The sequence below is a fragment of the Paenarthrobacter sp. RAF54_2 genome, from assembly GCF_052113945.1.
In the GTDB taxonomy this organism is placed as follows: Bacteria; Actinomycetota; Actinomycetes; order Actinomycetales; family Micrococcaceae; genus Arthrobacter.
In genome coordinates, this window is sequence record NZ_JBFRDV010000026.1 from 44327 (window position 1) to 64119 (window position 19793).

General features: G+C 62.5%; 12 protein-coding genes. 3 read left to right on the forward strand and 9 right to left on the reverse strand.

The features are described 5' to 3' along the window. Positions 1-4: 4 nt before the first annotated feature. The 5 genes from AB4Y87_RS21515 to mfd form a co-directional block, all read right to left on the reverse strand. Positions 5-2989, reverse strand: a complete 2985-nt coding sequence (locus AB4Y87_RS21515; RefSeq protein WP_442006294.1) for a hypothetical protein — start codon at positions 2987-2989, stop codon at positions 5-7. A 35-nt stretch (positions 2990-3024) separates the two neighbouring features. After that, a complete protein-coding gene (locus AB4Y87_RS21520; protein ID WP_442006295.1) occupies positions 3025-4437 on the reverse strand; it encodes a glycosyltransferase family 4 protein in 1413 nt (470 codons plus the stop codon). 14 nt (positions 4438-4451) lie between these two features. Further along, positions 4452-5264 (reverse strand): glycosyltransferase, encoded by an 813-nt coding sequence (locus tag AB4Y87_RS21525; RefSeq protein ID WP_442006296.1) that lies wholly within the window; start codon positions 5262-5264, stop codon positions 4452-4454. A gap of 94 nt (positions 5265-5358) precedes the next feature. Beyond that, on the reverse strand, positions 5359-6168 hold the full coding sequence (locus AB4Y87_RS21530) for a metal-dependent hydrolase (protein ID WP_442006297.1): 810 nt from the start codon (positions 6166-6168) through the stop codon (positions 5359-5361). Between the two features lie 4 nt (positions 6169-6172). Further along, positions 6173-9805, reverse strand: a complete 3633-nt coding sequence (mfd, locus tag AB4Y87_RS21535) for a transcription-repair coupling factor (protein ID WP_442006298.1) — start codon at positions 9803-9805, stop codon at positions 6173-6175. A gap of 194 nt (positions 9806-9999) precedes the next feature. On the opposite strand from mfd, the gene AB4Y87_RS21540 reads away from it, so the two are divergent. The 3 genes from AB4Y87_RS21540 to nhaA all read left to right on the forward strand — a co-directional run bounded on the left by AB4Y87_RS21540 (position 10000) and on the right by nhaA (position 12177). Beyond that, positions 10000-10497 (forward strand): DUF2505 domain-containing protein, encoded by a 498-nt coding sequence (locus AB4Y87_RS21540; RefSeq protein WP_431119148.1) that lies wholly within the window; start codon positions 10000-10002, stop codon positions 10495-10497. A 1-nt stretch (position 10498) separates the two neighbouring features. Continuing rightward, the gene (locus AB4Y87_RS21545; protein WP_442006299.1) at positions 10499-10720 is read left to right on the forward strand and encodes an SCO4848 family membrane protein; all 222 of its coding nucleotides are present in this window, start codon (positions 10499-10501) and stop codon (positions 10718-10720) included. Positions 10721-10878: 158 nt separating this feature from the next. Beyond that, positions 10879-12177, forward strand: coding sequence for a Na+/H+ antiporter NhaA (nhaA, locus tag AB4Y87_RS21550; RefSeq protein WP_442006300.1), 1299 nt, complete (start codon positions 10879-10881; stop codon positions 12175-12177). A 32-nt stretch (positions 12178-12209) separates the two neighbouring features. Here nhaA and sufU read toward each other — a convergent pair whose 3' ends face one another. From sufU to AB4Y87_RS21570, 4 genes are all read right to left on the reverse strand, one after another. Then, positions 12210-12662 carry a Fe-S cluster assembly sulfur transfer protein SufU gene (gene sufU, locus AB4Y87_RS21555; RefSeq protein WP_442006301.1) on the reverse strand — a complete coding sequence of 151 codons (453 nt, stop codon included), beginning with the start codon at positions 12660-12662 and terminating at the stop codon, positions 12210-12212. Between the two features lie 59 nt (positions 12663-12721). Further along, positions 12722-14050, reverse strand: a complete 1329-nt coding sequence (locus AB4Y87_RS21560) for a cysteine desulfurase (RefSeq protein WP_442006302.1) — start codon at positions 14048-14050, stop codon at positions 12722-12724. A 97-nt stretch (positions 14051-14147) separates the two neighbouring features. Then, positions 14148-16655 (reverse strand): AAA family ATPase, encoded by a 2508-nt coding sequence (locus tag AB4Y87_RS21565; RefSeq protein WP_442006303.1) that lies wholly within the window; start codon positions 16653-16655, stop codon positions 14148-14150. 469 nt (positions 16656-17124) lie between these two features. Next, positions 17125-19788, reverse strand: a complete 2664-nt coding sequence (locus AB4Y87_RS21570; RefSeq protein ID WP_442006304.1) for an AAA family ATPase — start codon at positions 19786-19788, stop codon at positions 17125-17127. Positions 19789-19793 lie beyond the last annotated feature (5 nt).

Sequence of the window (19793 nt, forward strand, 5' to 3'; positions counted from 1 at the left end):
ATCTTTACCGTTCTGTGCCATGGTCTTTGGACGGGAACCCGATATTCGCCGATGCCGCAACGTCCAGATCCGCTTCCCGCACGAACCAGAGCGTCGTATCACCATTGGTGGGTCCCTCGGAAGTGAAAACAGGAGTTGCGTGCTCCTTTAGCCAGGCGAGCATCGTGGGATTCGCGTAGCCGTATCCCTGGCTGATGGGCAGCGACTGGGTCAGGATGTAATTGACGCCATGCTCTTTCATCAAGGGTGCTGATGGCCAGATTCCGAACCTGGCGTCGTCCCTGAATACCAACTCCCCGGTGCTGTTGGTGACGCTGACGCGCGCATCAGCGGGCAGGTTCGCTGTGACCCACTGCCTCGCACTGGCAAAGCCATTGTCCACAGTGAGTGCCGTGCGCACCCCAAGGAGCACCGCCAAAGCAATGAAGCAGATGGACATCGCCGCGAGGGCCCTTCGACCCTTCGGATATCTCTCAATGAGCTCCACCACGGCCAGCACTGAGCACAGGACCCCTGCCACCATGACGCCATACCCATATTGCTCTTCGAAGGTGCCGAAGATGGCGCTGTAGGCGCCCGCGACACCCAGAGCCAGCCCCGCCAGTCCAACAAACCGCCGCCCTGCATGAAGGCTGAAGCACAAGAGGAGGCTCACTACGGGACACAGTGCCAGGAGAATATAACTGGTGCCAAAGTGACCGCTCTGCTCGATCAACCGGGACACGATGCTCGGCGAGCCTTCCGCCGTGAAACCCGTGTTCTTCTCAACCCCGGACATCCGAAGCAGCCCATTGCTTTTGGCCCACACCCAATCCGGCATTTGTCCCCGCAGCGCTACCACGGCGAGGTAAGCGGCATAGGGAATGGCAGCCACCGCCGCCACCACCGCAGCTTTTCGCCAGGGCAGGGTCTGCTTCCACAACACAGCAACCAGCACCGGAACGAAGGTGCAGATGATGAAGAAGTCCTTGCACAGAACTCCGTATCCCAGAAGCAATCCCGCTACAGCCAATCGCAGGAAAGGGACAGCTTCCTTTGCTCGCTTCGGCGTTCGCAGCAATATCAAAAACCCTGCAAGCACAGCCGCCATGGCCGAGGTCTCGAGGAAGGCATGGCTGTTGTTACGCAGAATGAAAGGCTCGAACGCAAGTAGCACAGCGCAGAGCCACGCGGGCGCGGCACTGGTGAGCCTTTTGACAAGGAGGAACCCCAAACCCACTGTCAGTGCTCCGAGCGCGGCGTTGAGCCATCGCAAGTGCAGTACGACATCCACAATTTCGCCGGAGACGTTAAACAGCCTGATGATGCCGGCTTCAAGGATGAAATAGCCGGGCGGGTGGAGGAAGAAGGGCCCGTCAGGGAGCGTGGGAAAGTGGCCGGTACTGACAGACTCGCCTAAACGCACGTACAGCAACTCATCCACCCAGAGCTCGAAGCCCCGTTCAAGACCAAGGGCACGAACGCAGAAGGCTCCGGCAACAACGGCGAAGAACGGCATCCAGATGCCCGTGAGTCTCTGAACGCGCCGCGCAACCTTGCTCCAGCCGGGCAACAGACCGCGCTGATGCGCCAGTATGGCAGAGCCTGCGCCGGACGCCAGGAGCAACCACAGCAATGGTTGAAACTGGCTGGCCACGCCCAGCACGACAGCCAGTCCGGCTGGGTAGGCAAACCACCGCCAGGCCACGCCTCCCGGACGCTTGGCGGCGGCAAGAACGGGACGAGCTATAAGGGCCAGAACCACGGAGGCCAGCACGGAACCCGCCGCTGAGCCCACTGCCATGCCGGCAACAGCATTCAGACACCAGCCAGCCCACAACCCACCCACCACCAGAAGGCAAGCGACGGCAAGGCCTACCTGGCATCGCCGGTACGCCCTCACCGCGAGAAGGATGGTGGACAGTACCATCAGCACCGCGTAGCCAAGGCCAGCTACCGCCAACCATGGCAGCAGCTCCAGGGAGCCGTGATACTTCTGGGGCACAATCAGCCCGGCCAGCGCGTGCGGTGCCGTCGCGATAATGACGAAGGCCACTACCGCCAATTGCCCAAAGGAGGTGAAGGCGGCTCCAAGGATCTTGCGCACGTCCGCGCCTGGGGTGCGTAGCAAGGGGAAAACCACCAAGGCAGTACCAGCCGCTACATACACCGGCCCCTTGGCAACTGACGCCAAAGCTTGGAATCCGGCTGCAGCGGAGGATCCTTCGTCCAGAAATCCAACCACCACAACATCCAGGCCAACCAGTACCGAAACTACGCACAGCACCGATGCGATCTCGATGGTCTCCGCCCACCGCCATTTGTCCAGAAGCACACGCGGACGCCAATGCAGGTCCCGGTAGAAGGAAAGTGGCACGGCAAGTGGAGCTACTGAACCCACAGCAAATCCGAGGACCGCTCCCCCGGCACCCCAGGCCAGGAAGATCACCAACACACTGAACCCGAGCCTGAGGACAACTTCGCCGATGTTTGTCAGGGCAACCCAAGTGAAACGCAATTCACCCTGCAACCAGCCCGAGGGTGCCGTCACGATGAAGATGGCCAGCGAACCCAGCGCTACAGCTCCAGCCAGCGCTGGTGTGGCAAAGGCCAGAGTCACCATTCCTGTCACTACGGCTGCCGCTGCTCCCGCCAGGCATGACACAAAAACCGAGAAGGCCAGGCCATCCTTGCGTTCCTCGGAGCCTTCAGGATTGACCGCGACTACATGGGACAAGGGAAGAGGTACCAGCGCTGATGCGACAATCCCCACGATTCCCATCAGCATCGCGGCCGACGCAAAATGCGTGTAGTCGATGGTTGGCAGCATGTTGGCCATGAGTAAACTGCAGGCGTAACTGACTGCACCCACTACACCGGCCGACATCGCCAGGAAGACGCTGTTCTCCCCTACTTTGCTGTTCTCACCTACTTTGTTTCTCCGTCCCGGCAGACTTTCCACACCACCGGGCTTGGTTTCCTGATCCGTTTGAAGCAAAGTGTCAGCCATGTCCACACTCCTGGCCGATTCCGGCCGTATGCGCCCTACAGGCCATCAACGGCGTGGGCAGGCGAAGCAGCGCTTGCGGGTCCGGCCAGCAGGACGCTTCGTCCGGCCGGTTGCAACTCTGCCGAGTCAACTCCGATCTGCTTCAAAACCGCGAAGGCTTCGAACTCATCGCGGCCTTTCATCAGTACCGAGGCTTGGCCGTCGCCCTCCCACACTTCATCGGTGGGACGCAGTATGGCCCGGAGATCGGTGCCTGGCGGTAGTTCGAAACGAACCAGTGTGGACATATCGGAGCGGGAACTGCGTCCACCGGTGGCTTCCAGGCTTTGCGTCTCTTCAAGGACAACACCAGCCAGAAGCGCCGAACTCCGCTCCCACGTAAAGCAACGTGCCCACTCCTGGCATTGTGCAGAGAACTCCTGCGATGCCTCATGGGCAGCCAACGCCTCCAAGGCGGCAACCATGGCGCTCCCGAATTCCTTGGCTGTATCCACCAACCATCCTGTGCTGCCGTCCACTACGGAATCGCGGATGCCTGGAACACGCAATGCAAGGCAGGGAACGCCCCAAGCCGCTGCCTCGATGACTGAACATCCCCAGCCCTCGGACGCCGACGTGGAAGTAGTAAGCCATGCCCGGTTCAGCAGCCTGTTGCGGACCTCGTTGGGCTGATAGCCGTGGAAAGTCACAACGTGGCTCAGCCCCAGGTCCATCGCGAGTTGCTGAAGGCGGCCCCTTTCGGGCCCATCGCCCACGATTTCCAGGCGCAGATTAGGGATACGGGAGGCTGCAACGGCAATCTGGCCCAGCAGCAAGTCCAGTCGTTTGTGCGGCACCAAGCGGCTGACCACCGTAATGGTGGGCTCAGGCGCCCTGGGCCCAACCTCGGCCGGGACGTCGATGGTGCCATTGGGTACTACGTGTATAGGACCGGAAAACCCGAGCCTGCGAAGTTCCAACCGTGTGGAGGGTGATACGGCAACAATGGCACGCTGGCCATAGACAGCTTTTGCGCCGCGGCTTTCCAGGAAACGACCGAGGGCAGCCAAGGGCGGAGAGAACCTGCTGCTGAATTGCTCTTGGTGAACGTGATGGATCAGTTGAATGATCGGCGTCCTGCCCGGCATGAAGAGCGGCGAGAAGAACGGGATTCCGTTCTGGCAATCCACCACAGCATCGTAAAGACTGCCTGTTCGCACGAGCTTGAGCGCGGCGTGGGCATAGATTGCCAAGGGACCGCCAGCGCGAAGTATCCGGATGCCGTCGATGACGTCCTCCGCAGCCTGGTTCGCTTCACGTCCGGTAAACCACGTGACTTCAGCCCCGGCCTCTATCCACCTGCGGGAAATCTCGTGCATATATTGCTCGGCGCCCCCGGCCTGTGAATGGCCGACGTCACGCCAGTTCAGGATAAGTACGTGCTTTCCAGCAAGATGTGTCGGCGACATTGGGAAAGCACTGGTCATAGGATCGATTTCTCTAGTTGAAGCACGGAGGCAAAACTGGCGATTCCGTCGTGGAATGGCCGGAAGGTTGACGATTCTCCGTCAGTCCAGGCGACAGGCAGTTCGATGATTCGGGCCCCTTGGTGTTGCAGCCTCAGAAGCAGCTCCACATCAAAGGCGAATCCCGTCGCGCGGCATTGGACCATGGCAGCCGTCAGCGAGGACCGCTCAAAAAATTTGAAGCCGCACTGGGTATCGAAGATGCCCTTCACTTTGGACTTAGTTAGTGCGCGGAAAGCAGTACCGCCGACGCGGCGTCCCAGTTGTTGCGGACGAACCAGGGTGGAACCCGGCGCGTGGCGCGAGGCAATAACTGCTGCAGCACCCTCTTCGAGGTGGGACATGGCAGCAGTCAGCGTATCCAAGGGTGTGGCCAGATCGGCATCAAAGAATCCGGTGAAACGTGACGTACCGCTGAGGAGGCCCCGGCGGACAGCTGCCCCCTTGCCGCGACGCGAACACCCGATCACGGAAATCGGGACGGTGCTCCCGGTCTCACGGCTTCCTGTCTCGCGCGAAATACGGCGGACTACAGCCCCGGTCTCGTCAACGCTGGCGTTATCCACCACCACGATTCGAGACGACCAGGGCTGACTTGCCAGGAAATCGACGGCTTGCAGCAGGGTATTGGGAATCCGTCCGGCCTCATTGTAGGCCGGAATTATGACTTCAAGATCAACCAGGGAGCGACGCAGAGAATCCACATGTCGCAGTGCCCGAAGGCTTCCCCTGCTGCCGACGTGCATACTGCGTGAGTGGAGCACAGCCATCTGAACCTCCGTATACGTGAAAACGCAAAAGTTCGTTTTCTCGTAAAGGGAGTGGGCACAGGCCGCGAGACATGACGCCAACTTGGCATCCCGATCAAGGGGCCTGGATCACACCGCCGAATGCCGCAAGCACTCCGGGCCAATGTTGCTGGGCCAGAGCCCAACCCGCTGCCCCCATTCCCACCATGGCGTATCCACTGACGGGTATCAGGACCAGCCACTCCCGCCGGGAGCCTGCCTTGCCCAGCAAGGGAATGGAGAAAGCACCGTTGGCCCGCCAGATGCCACTGATCAGCGATTTCCGCAGGAATTTAGGTGGCTTGATCACGATTGGCCACAGCAAAGGCACACCGCCGACCGTAATCATGTCCCCCACAATGTGGACCACGACGCCCGTCAGCATTGACAGCGGCAACCAACCCCATTGATCCGGTGCAAACCAGGTAACCAGGCCAGCCATCAGCACAGCGAACAGCCAGTTGGTGATCCAGCCGGACTTCGGAAACAGGTTCAAAGCCTTAGCTGCCAGGTTGATCATGAACATACACAGCAAACCAGCGCCAACAGAGAGCTTCCCTGCCGGTGTGATCATCTGAAATTGAGCTGCCATGGCTGCCAGCACTACAAAGGCCGAGGCTCCCAACAGCGAGTGTGTGCCTTGCCGGTGCCCTCCGCTGGCTTTCTCGATTCCCACTGCAATGACATTCGAAAGCGGCGGCAGCGAATTCGCAATGGTGCTGTGCCGGTGGTCCCAGTCGCACACCAAGGCGGTGCCCGCCGTCGCCATGGCTCCGATCAGGATGCCGGTGGAGTCCAGCGGATACCAGCCCAAGGCGTAGGGGCCGGTCGAGGCAATGGCAATCCACGCCGCGGCTCCCGACGCGGCGTGGTGTCCTCCCATCATTCGCTTAGCCTGCCTTTACGGGTACATCTGAGAAGATCGCTTCGATCACGTTGTTGGCCCACTGGAGGATCTCGGCGTCCTGCAGATCACGGCCACCGATCCTGGCCGTTTTGGGCTTGGGGATCAGCACAGCATCCAACGCAGGCTTGACCTGGGAACCGGGGTACATGCGGTTCAGGCGCATGGTTTTGGACTCGGGCAATTGCGCCGGCGAGAAGCGGATGAAGTTGCCTTGGAGCGCGACGTCGGACAGGCCGGCCTCGCGGGCCCCCACCCGGAAGCGGGCCACGGCGATGAGGTTCTGCGCGGGCAGCGGCGGCTCACCGTAGCGGTCCACGAGTTCGGCGAGGACCTCATCAATGGCCTCGGTGGTCACCGCCGCGGCCAGCTTCCGGTAGGCCTCCAGGCGCAACCTCTCACCCGGCACATAATCATGCGGCAAGTGGGCGTTGACGGGCAGCTCGATCTTCATCTCGGCTGCCTTTTCCTCGGCCTCGCCGCGGTACTCGGCAACAGCCTCGCCCACGAGCCGGATGTAAAGGTCGAAGCCCACTCCCTGGATATGTCCGGATTGCTCACCGCCCAGCAGGTTGCCGGCACCACGGATTTCGAGGTCTTTCATAGCCAACTGCATGCCGGCGCCGAGCTCGTTGTGCGCCGCCACAGCTTTGAGCCGCTCCAGGGCCACCTCGCCCAAGGGCTTTTCCGAAGGATAGAGGAAGTAGGCGTAGGCACGTTCACGGCCACGACCAACGCGGCCGCGGAGCTGGTGGAGCTGCGAAAGTCCGTACTTGTCGGCGCCGTCCACAATCAGGGTGTTGGCGTTGGAGATGTCCAGCCCGGTTTCAATGATGGTGGTGCAGACCAGGACGTCGAACCGTTTCTCCCAGAAGTCCACAATGATCTTCTCAAGGCGGCTCTCGGACATCTGGCCGTGCGCCACTTCCACCCTGGCCTCGGGGACCAGCTCGCGGATCTGTGCGGCAATTCGTTCAATCGAGGACACGCGGTTGTGCACGAAGAACACCTGCCCTTCGCGCATCAGCTCACGACGAATGGCCGCTGACGTCTGCTTGTTGGTGAAGGGACCCACATAGGTGAGTACCGGGTGGCGTTCCTCCGGCGGGGTTGCCAGCGTGGACGTCTCGCGGATACCCGTCAGGGACATTTCCAAGGTACGCGGAATCGGCGTGGCGCTCATAGCCAGCACGTCCACGTTGGTGCGCATCTTCTTCAGTGCTTCCTTGTGTTCCACACCGAAGCGCTGCTCTTCATCCACGATCACCAACCCCAGGTCCTTGAACTCAAAGTCCTTGGACAGAAGCCGGTGAGTACCGATCACAACATCGACCGCGCCGCTTTTAACGCCCTCGGCGGTTTCTTTTGCTTCCTTGCCGCTTTGGAACCGCGAAAGGGGTTTCACCCGCAGCGGGAATCCGGAGAAACGCTCGGTGAAGGTCTCGTAGTGCTGCTGGGCCAACAGCGTGGTGGGCACCAGGACCGCTACCTGCTTGCCGTCCTGGACAGCTTTGAAGGCCGCTCGGACTGCAATCTCGGTCTTGCCGTAGCCGACGTCGCCGGAAACGAGGCGGTCCATCGGGATTTCCCGCTCCATGTCCGCTTTGACTTCGTTGATGGTGGTCAATTGGTCGGGGGTCTCCACATACGGGAAGGCTTCCTCGAGCTCACGCTGCCACGGAGTGTCCGGTGCGAAGGCGTGGCCGCGGGAGGCCATCCGGGCGGAGTACAGCCGGATCAGCTCTCCGGCGATCTCCTTGACGGCCTTGCGTGCCTTGGACTTGGTGCTGGCCCAGTCGGCACCGCCCATCTTGCTCAACGCAGGGGCATCCCCGCCAACGTAGCGTGTGACCTGATCCAGCTGGTCCGTGGGGACAAACAAGCGGTCGCCCGGAGCACCGCGCTTGGATGCTGCGTACTCCAGCACCAAGTATTCACGCAGCCCCGCGTCGGAGGACGACGTACCGGTCACCTTGCGCTGAATGAGCTCCACGAACCGCCCGATTCCGTGCTGCTCATGAACCACAAAGTCACCTGCGTGCAATTGCAAGGGGTCCACGGCATTCCGCCGCTTGGACGGCATGCGCCGCATGTCCTTGGTGGAACTGGCGGTGGCGCGGCCCAGCAGGTCCGCTTCAGTCAAAAGGCCGAGTTTGAGGCCGTCAAGGACAAAACCACGCCCGACGGCGGCGGTGGTCACCTCGATGATGCCCGGCTGCGGATCCTTATCCAGCGAGTCCACGCGTGCACAGGGGATGTCGGCGTCGTGGAACAGCTCAACCAGGCGCTGGGCCGGTCCCGGTCCGTCCGTAACAACAACCAAGCGCCACTGCTCCCGGACACGGGAGCCAATGAAGTCCAACATTTCCGCGACCTCGCCTTGGTAACCCCGCGGCTCCCGGGCATGGAGGTTCAGGACGTCGATGTCCAACACCAAGTCCTCGTCCGTTGCGAGCGAGGTGATGGACCACCAGGACACTCCGTGTTCCAACGCGGCGGATCGGGTGTCTGTCAGGGAACGGAAGCTCGCGGCGTGCAAGTCAGTGGATGCCTGGGACGACAGATCAAGGGGCGCGGAACCGCCGTCGGACGCCGTTGACCAAGCAGCTTCCAGGAACTCTTCGTTGGTAGCAGCGAGGTCGTGCGCGCGGGTGCGCACCTTTTCCGGTTCGATGACCACGCTCAAGGACCCGGCCGGAAGCTGGTCCACGAACGGGACCATGGCATCCACCAGGACCGGAGCCAAGGACTCCATACCTTCAACGGCGATGCCACCCGCGATCTTCTCCAGCATGTCAGCCGCCGCCGGCATATCGGCTTTGAGCTTGGCAGCACGGGACATGACGGAGGGCGTGATCAGGATTTCACGGCACGGCGGGGCGTGCAGTTCCGTGGGGTGGTGGATCCCGGGAGCGGACAGCGAACGCTGGTCGGCCACAGCGAACCACCGCATTTGGTCAACTTCATCGCCGAAGAACTCCACACGGATGGGATGGTCCTCCGTGGGAGGGAAAACATCCAGGATGCCGCCGCGAACCGCGAATTCACCTCGGTGCGTCACCATGTCAACCCGGGCATAGGCGGCGTCGGAGAGGGCCCGGACAACATCGGTGAACGAGCGTTCCTGCCCTACCTGCAGCGTTACGGGAACGAGGTCGCCCAAACCGGCAACAATCGGCTGGACAACGGCGCGAACCGGAGCAACCACCACACGCAAGGGTGCCGCCGTCGAGGTTTCAGGGTGGGTCAGGCGGCGCAGGACGGAGAGCCTGCGACCTACGGTGTCCGAACGCGGCGAGAGCCGCTCGTGCGGGAGGGTTTCCCAACTGGGGAAAGTAGCCACCGAGTCCGCGGGGAGATAGGAGGCGAGTGCCGCTGTCAGGTCCTCGGCCTCACGCCCGGTGGCGGTGACTGCCAGCACAACAGGGGCGTTCGCGGCGTCGGCTCCTTGGGCAGCAAGGCCATCGGCCATTTCTGCAAGGAGAACTGCCCGCATACCGGTAGGGGCGCTGATCTGGTAGTCGGTGCTCCGGGCCGAAAAGGCCCGCTGAGCCTCAGTTCGGACGCGCGCAAAAGTCTTGTCCTCCGCCAGTGCGCGGCGCAGACCGTTGAGGCTCATGGCTGAAACTCCTAGGGTGGGTCCAAGGGCAGGCAACACAAATGCCCGGAAATTCGAACGAATGCCGGGTCATTCCAGCCTACCCCTCCCTCAGGGCCCGTTGATGGCTGGGACATTTCCGCTGTGGCCACGGACACCCCGTAGGATGTTGGGAGCTAGAAGAGCTTCACCACCAACATATCCACGGAGGACCCATGGCCCTGAGTGCATCCACCACCCTGCCGCACAGCGTTGACCGAGTAGCGGCCGTCTTTGTCGACGAAGACTTTCTGCGTCACACGAGCGAACTGGTGGGCGGCTCCCTGGAATCGTTCACGATCGACGGCGACCCTGCTGGCGCTTTCAGCACCACCACGGTTCGTACTCTGCCCACTACCCGTCTGCCGGATATTGCCCGCAAGTTCGTGGGCGAGCGCCTGACCGTTACGCAGACCGAGCAGTGGGAGGCGCCCGCAGCAGACGGCTCCCGCGCCAGCAAGATTGCCTTGAAGGTCTCCGGCGCTCCGCTTGACGTCACGGCCGTCCAGCGCCTCGTGGCTGAAGGCGCGAACACCCGGATCGAGCTCGAGGGCAACGTTTCCTCGTCGGTTCCATTCCTCGGCGGCAAGATTGCCGATGCTGCTGAACCGATGGTTGGCAAGGCCCTGAACATCCAGTCCCAGCAGGCGCAGGCCTGGCTCGAAAGCCACTAGCATGCAGCTCCCCGCCATTCTGGGCTGGGTCCTGATCGTTGCCGGCGTATGGTCCCTGGTTGTATGGCCGCAGTTCCTGAAGCGCGTCATGAAGGACCCCCGGGCCCGCGACGCTGCCGGGAAGGCCACAAGGTTCCTGACCGTCCACGTGGTCCTGGTGTCCATTTCCATGGTGCTGGGACTAGCGACGGCGGTCATCGGGATCACGGGGCTTCTCGCCTAAGTTTCGCCCAAGTAAGTCGCAGCAGTGCGCGTTTTGAGAGCTCATAGCGCGCACTGCTGCGACTCACTTGGGTAGAATGGACTTTGGTGTGCCGGGAAGTCTGGTCGGCGGTGTCTTTGCGATGCCTGCCCTTGACTACTCGACCCACAGGAGCCACCGTGGCCAAACAACCCCTGACCACCATTGTTTTCAGCCGCTCCAGCTACCCCGAGTACCGCCGGATCCTCTCGATCCTTCGAACAGAGACCGTGGGCGGCGCTCTCCTTCTGGCCGCCACCGTCATTGCGCTGATTTGGGCAAACTCCCCCGCCGCTGACGGTTACTTCGCATTACGCGACCTCAAAATAGGCTACGAACCCTGGCACCTGCAGCTCAGCGTCGGGCATTGGGCCTCCGACGGCCTGCTGGCTGTATTCTTCTTCCTCGCAGGCCTTGAACTCAAACGGGAGTTCGTTGCCGGGGAACTCCGGAAACCGGCCCGCGCCGTTGTACCGGTGGCCGCCGCCGTTGGTGGAGTTGTTATTCCTGCCCTGATCTACGTCCTCTTCAACCTCGGCTCCGCCTCGGAGACGCTCAAAGGCTGGGCCATTCCCACGGCTACGGACATCGCATTCGCCCTGGCCGTGCTTGCCGTTATCAACACACACCTTCCCGCCGCGCTCCGGACTTTCCTGCTGACTCTCGCGGTAGTGGACGACCTCATCGCCATCGGCATCATCGCTTTCTTCTACTCCACCGGGATCCAGCCCCTCATGCTCCTGGCCGCGCTGGTGCCGCTGGCCCTTTTCACGTTCCTGGTCCAGAAGCGGATCCGCAGTTGGTACATCCTGCTCCCCTTGGCCCTGGCCACATGGGGCTTCGTCCATGCCTCCGGCATCCATGCCACCGTGGCCGGGGTGCTGCTGGGCTTTGCGGTTCCGGTCTTCAACAGCGGGAAAAAGGGTGAGCCGGAGGAAGGGCTCGCTGAGCACTTCGAGCACCGGCTGCGCCCATTCTCCGCGGGATTCGCCGTGCCTGTCTTCGCGTTTTTCTCCGCAGGGGTGGCGCTGGGCGGGTTCGACGGCATGCGGGCCGCGCTCAGTGATCCGGTGGCCGTGGGAATTGTTGCGGCGTTGGTAATAGGCAAGGCCGTAGGCGTCTTCGGTACCACGTTCCTGGTGACCAAAACCACCCGTGCGAGCCTGGATTCCAGCATTGCGTGGATCGACCTCTTTGGGTTGGCACTGCTTGCCGGAATCGGGTTCACCGTCTCCCTGTTGATCGGCGAGCTGAGCTTCGGCGCCGGATCTGCACACAATGACCACGCCAAGGTGGCCATCCTCTCAGGTTCCCTGATCGCGGCGCTGCTGGCCGCCGTCGTGCTCAGGGCCCGGAACCGGCGGTACCGTCTGGTTCAGGCAGAAGAACAACGGGACGACGACGGCGACGGCGTACCTGACGTCTTCAGCCGCGCCTAGCGCGGGGCTGCTCCGCCCTGCTCGATGGGCTGCTAGGCCGTCGCCTGGTTCAGCGCGTCCTCCGCAGCAACCCACGAAATCATGGCGCATTTAACCCGGGCGGCGTAGCGGGCCACACCTTCGAACGCGGCAGCGTCTCCCAGAATCTCTGGATCCGCCTGCACCTTTCCACGCGAGCGGAGGACCTCACGGAAGTTATCGATCACGGCGTGCAATTCCTCTACCGACATTCCCTCGCCGAGGTCGGTCAACACTGAAGCCGACGCCATGGAGATGGAACAGCCTTCACCGTCCCAGCTGATCTGCCTGACCGTTCCATCGGCGACAGCCAGTCGGAGCGTTACCTCGTCCCCGCAGACCGGGTTGAGTTGATGGGATTGCCCGGTTGACGTGCCCGTTGGGACTTCTGTGCCCGCGAGCCCGCTGCCGTGCCGCTGCTTGGAGTGGTCCAGGATGATCTGCTGGTACAGCTGGTCAAGACTCATGGTGCTGGTTACCCGTTCGTGGAAGTGTGTGGGGAGCGGCTGCAGTTCGGCCGCGTGGGTCAGGCCTGGAAATAGGCCCGAACGCCAGACACGGCGTCAAGGAAGGCATCGACGTCGTCCGTGGTGTTGTAAAGGTACGTACTTGCCCGGGTAGTAGCAGTCAGCCCCAAGCGGCGGTGCAGTGGCTGGGCGCAATGGTGGCCGACGCGAACGGCGATGCCGCGATCGTCAAGGAACTGGCCGACGTCGTGCGCATGGACACCGGCGACGTCGAAAGCAGCCAGTCCGATGCGTTCCGCACCAGAAGCAGGGCCCACCACGCGGATGCCGTCGATGCCCTCAAGTCCCTTGACCAGGCGCTGACCCAACGTGGCTTCCCAACCATGGATGCGGTCGATCCCGGTTTCGGACAAGTAGTTCATGGCAGTGGCAAGGGCAACCGCCTGGGAGATGCGCTGGGTTCCGGCTTCGAAGCGCTGGGGGGCAGGCAAATATTCGGCGCGCTCCATGGTGACAGTAGTGATCATGGAACCACCTGTGAGGAACGGCGGAAGGACATCCAGGAGTTCCTGCTTGCCGTACAAGACGCCGACGCCCGTGGGGGCCAACATCTTATGGCCCGAGAACACAGCGAAGTCGACGTCCAGGTCCTTGACGTCAATGGGCATGTGAGGCACTGACTGGCAAGCATCCAGGACCACCAACGCCCCCGCACGTCGGGCGAGAGCCACGAGTTCGGCAACGGGGTTGATGGTGCCCAGAACGTTGGAGGCGTGGGTGAAAGCCAGCAGGCGGGTGCGCTCCCCCACGATCTCTGCTGCGGCGTCCAGGCGAAGGGTGCCATCATCGGTGATGGGAATGTATTTGAGTGTGGCTCCGGTCCGGAAGGCGAGCTCTTGCCACGGGATCAGGTTGGCGTGGTGCTCCATCTCCGTGACCACGATTTCGTCGCCGGGGCCGATCCCCAGCTCCTTCAACGCTGAGCTGCCACGGCCCTGCGCAGCCCACAAAGCGGCGTTGGACAGAGCGTAGCTAATGAGGTTCAGGCCCTCTGTGGCGTTGGACGTCCACACGGTTTCCTCGTACTGGGCGCCGATAAAGTCCGCCACCGTCTGGCGGGCATCCTCAAAGGCCTCAGTCGCGCTCACCGCAAGTTGGTGTGCACCACGGTGTACTGCGGCGTTGCGTTGCTCGTAGAACTCCTGCTCGGCCTCGATCACGCTCAAGGGGTTCTGGGACGTGGCCCCGGAATCGAGATAGATCAACGGCTTGCCGTTGACCAGTTGGTCCAGGACGGGGAAGTCGTTCCGGATCCGCAACACCTCCGCATTGTCCATGGCAGGAACCACGGACTGCTGCAATGAGGCGGGAGTTGATACGACTGTCAAGGGGCACTCCTTGGAAATCCTTCGGGGACACTCAATTATCCCACGGCCCGACGTCCCCGGAGATGTGCCGTACAGCACGTCAGTGGCTTGCGGTACTTCAGTGCCCTGCAGTACCGGGCAGCCATCCCAGTGGCGGAGCAACGTCGCTGTCGAAAGCCCCGTGCAGCCGCTCCATCAAGGTCCAGGCGCGGCGGCTAGCCGCACTGCGGGTCCTTGCTTCGTAGCCGCTGGCCGCCCGGGCGTAACAGAGGGCCGCCTCTGCGAATTGCCGGTCTGCAGAGAGACTCTTGCCGGCGGACTCAAGCAGCTTGGGATCATTACCCAGCAAAGCCGATGCGAAGGTTCCCATCGCCGCCGCCCGGGCCCCCTGCAACGAGGCGGCAAGCTCACCAAGGCGGCGCTGCACCACGAGGTCCTCGACGGCGGACTTGCTTGCGTTGAGCGTCATGAGGGTCAACGCCTCGGCTTCCATCAAAGGACTTTGCTGGTCATGGAATGCCTCGGCTACCGCAAACAAGTGGCTCGGTTTGCGCGAAACCTTATCCTGCGCAGCCGCCACGAACAGGGCGCTCAGCTGGGGCAACAGACCTTGATCAGACAGGCCTTCACGAGTTGGGCCGGCGTGGGCGGGACTGTTGTGGGCTGGGCTGGCGGGGGTTTCACTGGCTGCGTCCTTTCCCGCCACCAAGCTCTGCTGCACCCTTGCCATGGCCTGCTCCGAATCACCGCACAGCGCAGCGGAGTACGCCAGCATTGCCGATGCCAGCTGAAGAACCGGCGGCAGGCCGGCGTCGTGCAGTTCAGCCACAACTGGTTCCAGCGTTCGCAAGGCGGGCCGGGGAAGGCCCTGGCTGAGCTGCGCATATCCCCGCGCTACTTCCAGGCACCAGGCCAGGTGCGCTGGTACCGCGTAGGCCCACGGGCAATCCAGGAGGGCGTCCACCTGGCTCCATGACAGGTTGTGTCGCAGGTGGAAAACGTGGCGGAGGAGGACCCCTGGCCGGAACATTTCCAGCGCCGGATCGGCATTGATGGCGGCCAAGGCAGCGGAAGACTTTTCCAACGCTTGTGGAGCGTCACCGGACAGCAGGAGCTGTTCGGCCTCATGGACATTCCACATGACCCGGGAGGCTGGATCTGAGGGTTCCTCCAGCCCTTGCGACCCGCCGTCGGGCTTTGGCGGCATGGGTGAGGCCGCTCCCAACAGGCTGAGGCCCATCAACCGGGAAGCAGCCTCGGCCTGCACCTCCGCCTGCACTCCTGCGCCCACCAGTTCACGCAACTCCGGTGCTGCTTCTTTGAGCTGTCCTTCGGCAATGAGTGCCCGGGCACGGAGCATCCTGGCTTCATTCCGGTGACTTGAACCGTTGATGCCCACGGAAGCCCGGATGGCCAACTCAGCGGTGGACGGTTTATCAGCCGCAGGCGCTGCGGCGAGGATGAGTTCGTCGGAGAGGCTCAGCCCGCAATCGAGCGTCCAGGTCATCCACCTCAGCATTGCGGGTGCAGAATCCGCCGTGAGTCCCGGCTCCTCGATGCCAAGCCGGAGGGCCGTGCTGCGCGAGTGGGGAACGGACAGCCGGATGCCCTCGCCCCTCAGCCATGAACTCGTACGGACAAGCGGTGGCCTTCCAGGCAGCACCCGGATGTCGTGTGAGTCAAGAAGGTGTTCCACGGCTTTCTGGCCGAAGTGGTGCTCAACAACATCCAAGGCCAGGGGCTCGGCGAGCGCAATAACCTCCAACGCCTTCAGTTCTTCCGCAGCATGCTGGGAGATGTCGGCCCGGACATGCTCAACCACCCCTGGCCATTGGCAATGTGCCCGTACGTCCATGGTCCAGTAACCGTCGCGCTCCACCAGGAGGTGGGCGTTGCGTGCATCCTTGATGGCGAGGCAAAGGAGTCCTACGTTGAATCCGCACATCGCCGCCAGAAGACTGCTGGCGCGCCTTTGAACCTTTCCGCCCAGTACGTCCTCGGACAGGGCCTGCGCCTCGCTGAACGTAAAGGGAGCCAGGAAGTACTGCTCGAGAAATCCTTCTTCCCACAACTGGTACAGATCCGGCGGAAGCGGGCGGCGGCTGTCCGCCGTCGCCACCAAGGTGGCTCCGAATCCCGGCATCAGCTGCAACAAAACCGCCAAGGATGCAGGATCAACGAAGTGGATGTCGTCCACGAGGAGGACCAGTGGAGGCCGTTTAGGCTCAGGGTTACGCTTGCCTCGACGCCGTGCAAACGGTGGTGTGTACAGGTATTCCGCTGGACCCAGGCTTTGGGTGAGCGCCCGCAGGACATGAAGTCCAGGGAGGGCCGTTTGTTCGCCGGAGGGCTCTACTGGTGCGCTCAAAGCACCATAGACGGTTGTCTGGAGTTCCGGTTTGCCGGCGAATGTGCGAACGTCCACGGAGTCCGGGAGTCCTGCTTTGATGGAGAGCAACAAATGGCTCTTTCCAGATCCCCTGTCGCCGGTCACAACTATGCCGTTGCTGGAAGGAGATGGTACTGCCGAAAGGATCAGATCCAGGATCTGCTTCCGGTCCGGGAATGTTGGCGGCCTCAGCCCGACTGTGACAGTGTCTTGGTCCAGCCAGGGGTCCGGCAACATGCGCACTCCAATAGCAGCAGTCCCTTGGTCCGGGAGAATTTAGACTTCCGCGAGTTTGCGGGATCCCTGGCCTAGAAGCCGGCGACGGCTGGGGGGAGAGTCTCGGTCTCAGAAGACTCTGTCGCCGCCGGCTTCGTCCAGGGCCGGACCGCCTCTCGACGGCCGGAGCACCGGCTAAAAGAGACCACCGATGCGGTATTTCGATATGGAATTCGGGGGATGCTTGGGGCTTTCCTTCCTTCCAAGATCAGTTAACCGCGTGCCGGAAATCAGAACACCAGTAATCGGTACTCGATTAGTAGGGCGGTTTCCAGGCCCCGATACTCTGTTGTACTCAGTACCTTGGAGGGGCACTACTTGGTCCCGCCGGGGATAAGGCCCGGGTTACTCCATTGATTGGTGGTAATGGGTGAAATACCGCGTCCACGTGGTGCTTGCGGGCGTCGGAGGCTACTCAAATTGCCGTGCGTCAATTGCGGACAGCAGCCCCAAGGTCCTCGCGCCGGCGGATGCCCAGCTTGGCATAGCTGCGGTACAAGTGGCCCTCCACCGTGCGGACGGAGACCATGAGTTTCTCTGCGATCTGACGGTCAGTGAGTCCGGAAACGGCCAGCGCCACAATATCCTGCTCCCGCCGGGTCAGGGGCACGGACCGGTCTACCTCGGTGTGGGGGTCGTGGAGCTGTGTGTCCCCAAGGCTGGCCTCGCTGACGTCGCGCAGCACGGCCGCCTGCCGCGCCTCCGGGCGCTTGCCCTCGGCATCAAAGGCGATGGCGGCCTTGTCGAAAGCTGTGGCCGCTGGCCCTGGCATGCCTCCAGCGGCCAGCAGATTGCCCGCGTTAACGAAAGCATCGCCGGCGCCGTCCACCTGGGCGGTCGCCAGCATGTGCCAGCCGCCTGCCCATGCCCCAGCCATTGACGAGGCAGTCTCCCGGATCGGGTCCATTACGTGCTGGTCCCCCAGCTCTGCCCTGAGGACCAGGTTCTGGAGCAGGACGCCCGGAAGTTGATGCAGATGCGTGGAATCAGGGAGGCTCCGCAGCTTCTCCAGCCCTGTTCCTTTATTCCAATGCTCCTTGGCAGCCAAGGTAAAGATCTCAGCCAGGGCTTCAACATAGGCGCCACCGGCTGCCGGGACCACTACCCTATCCACGGACAGGCGTTGGGCCAGTTCGTTATTTCCTGACCTGGCGGCAGCATAAAACGCAAGCGCGTTGCCCAGACGGCGCAACCTCTGCGGGTCCTTCACACGGAGGGCCTCCACCGCGGGCGTCAGCACAGCGCTGGCTTGTTCCAAACGTCCCTGCCGGAGCAAGGACAGTCCTTTGAGCGCCTGGATGTCGCCACCGAACGTTATAAGCCCCATGGCGGATCTGGCGGCATAGCGGTTCAGCGCGGCTTCGGCTGCCGCCCAGTCACCGGATTCCAACCCGGCCAAGGCATAGCGGACCAGGATGAAGTCAGTGAAGTACAGGAGGTCGTCATGGTGTTCATCCAGCAACACCAGCGCTTCCCTGCCCATCTCCAATGCCTGCACCGCCTGGCCCTCCACCATCAGCAACTCGCACTGCATGGCCAGCAGGAAAAGCTGGTTCATGACGAAATCCGGCTCGTCCACGGCAAGACCGGCCTGGAACGTGGCAAGTCCCTCGCGCAGCTCCCCATAGCGGCCGTCATGGGCCAGCGCCGCCAATTCCAAAGCTGCAGCATGCCGGCGAATTTGCTGGACCACAGGGTCCTGGGCGTTGCGGCCCGCCACTAGCGCGTCAGCGGCCGAGTGAGCGTCCGCCAGGATGTCACCCGAGCTGTCCCCCATTGCGGACCTTGCAGCCCCCCACAGCAGTCCGGCACCCAAGGGCCCGGACGGATCGGCGTCCAGGAACCCTGCGTCTTCCCCGAGCAGCTGCACCGCGCTGCGGTAGTCGCCGTCGTTGTATTTGACCATTGCCATGACGGCACGGGCACGGGGACGCAGCGCTTCGGAGCGAACCTTGGCAGCGGCCTGCAGCGCGAGCGGATTCTGCAGGAGTTTTGCGGCGAGGAACGCCGCCCGCAGCAACTGTTCGTCCTCGACGTCGGCACCACAGTCCAGCGCCCAACTCACCATTCGAAGCAGACCCTCCGCCGTGGAGGGTTCCGCGGGCAGGTGCTGGACCATACGCTGGCGGATCTGGAGGCTGCGGGCGGGCGAAACGATGTGGCGAAGCGCCTCACCATACATCGGGTGCCACATTTTCACCGGGCTACCGGCGCCATTACTGGAAGTCACGAGCCTGTTGTCCATCAGCGACCGCAGCGTATCCCTGCCCACAAGCGCGTCGAGTACAGCGGCGGGCACGGGTTCGGAAAGGGCGATGATGTACATCGCCTCCCGTTCAGCCTCGCTGGTTCGCAGGACTTTGTTCCGAACCACTTCAGAGAGGCCCTCGCCGGCGCCGGAGAGGGCACTCGTGAGGAACCAGACGCCATTTCGGCGCACCAGGTTTCCGTCAGCCTTTGAGTCTTCCAGGAGGCAACGGAGCAGCAGCGGGTTGCCCTCCGAAACAGAATGCAAAACATCTGTGGTGCTTGCCATGACCGACCCACCCAGGGTTTTCCCTGCGAGCTCGGCCACTTCTTCCTTTTCCAGGGGATGGAGTTCGAAGCGCTCTGCCAAGCCGTCGTACCAGAGCTGGAGCAGGGCAGGAGGCAACCCGGGCCGTGGCCTGCTGGTAGCCACGAGCCGCGCCCAGCCAGCCGTCACCAACTCGGCCAGAATCTGGCTGCTGGCCTCATCGAGGTCATGGGCGTCGTCCACTACCAAAAGGAGCCTTGCACCTTCGCTTCCGCGCCTTTTCTCGAACTGGGACCAAAACTCGCGGAGGATAGCCACTGGCGACGTGGCCTGTTCCACAGGCAGGTCCAGGAGATACGGCGCCAGGACACCGAAAGGAACAGCGGACAGGGCGGGGCTGCCATGGATCCGCATCACCACCATTTCGCCGGCCAAGCGGGCGGCGATCTCTTCGGCCATGGCCGTTTTACCGATGCCGGGGTCGGCAAGGAGCAGGACGGCGCCCGCCCCCTCCTGCCTCAATATTTCAGTCGCCAGGTCCAACTCCGCGTCCCGGCCAACAAGGAACTCAGCCTGCATGGGCA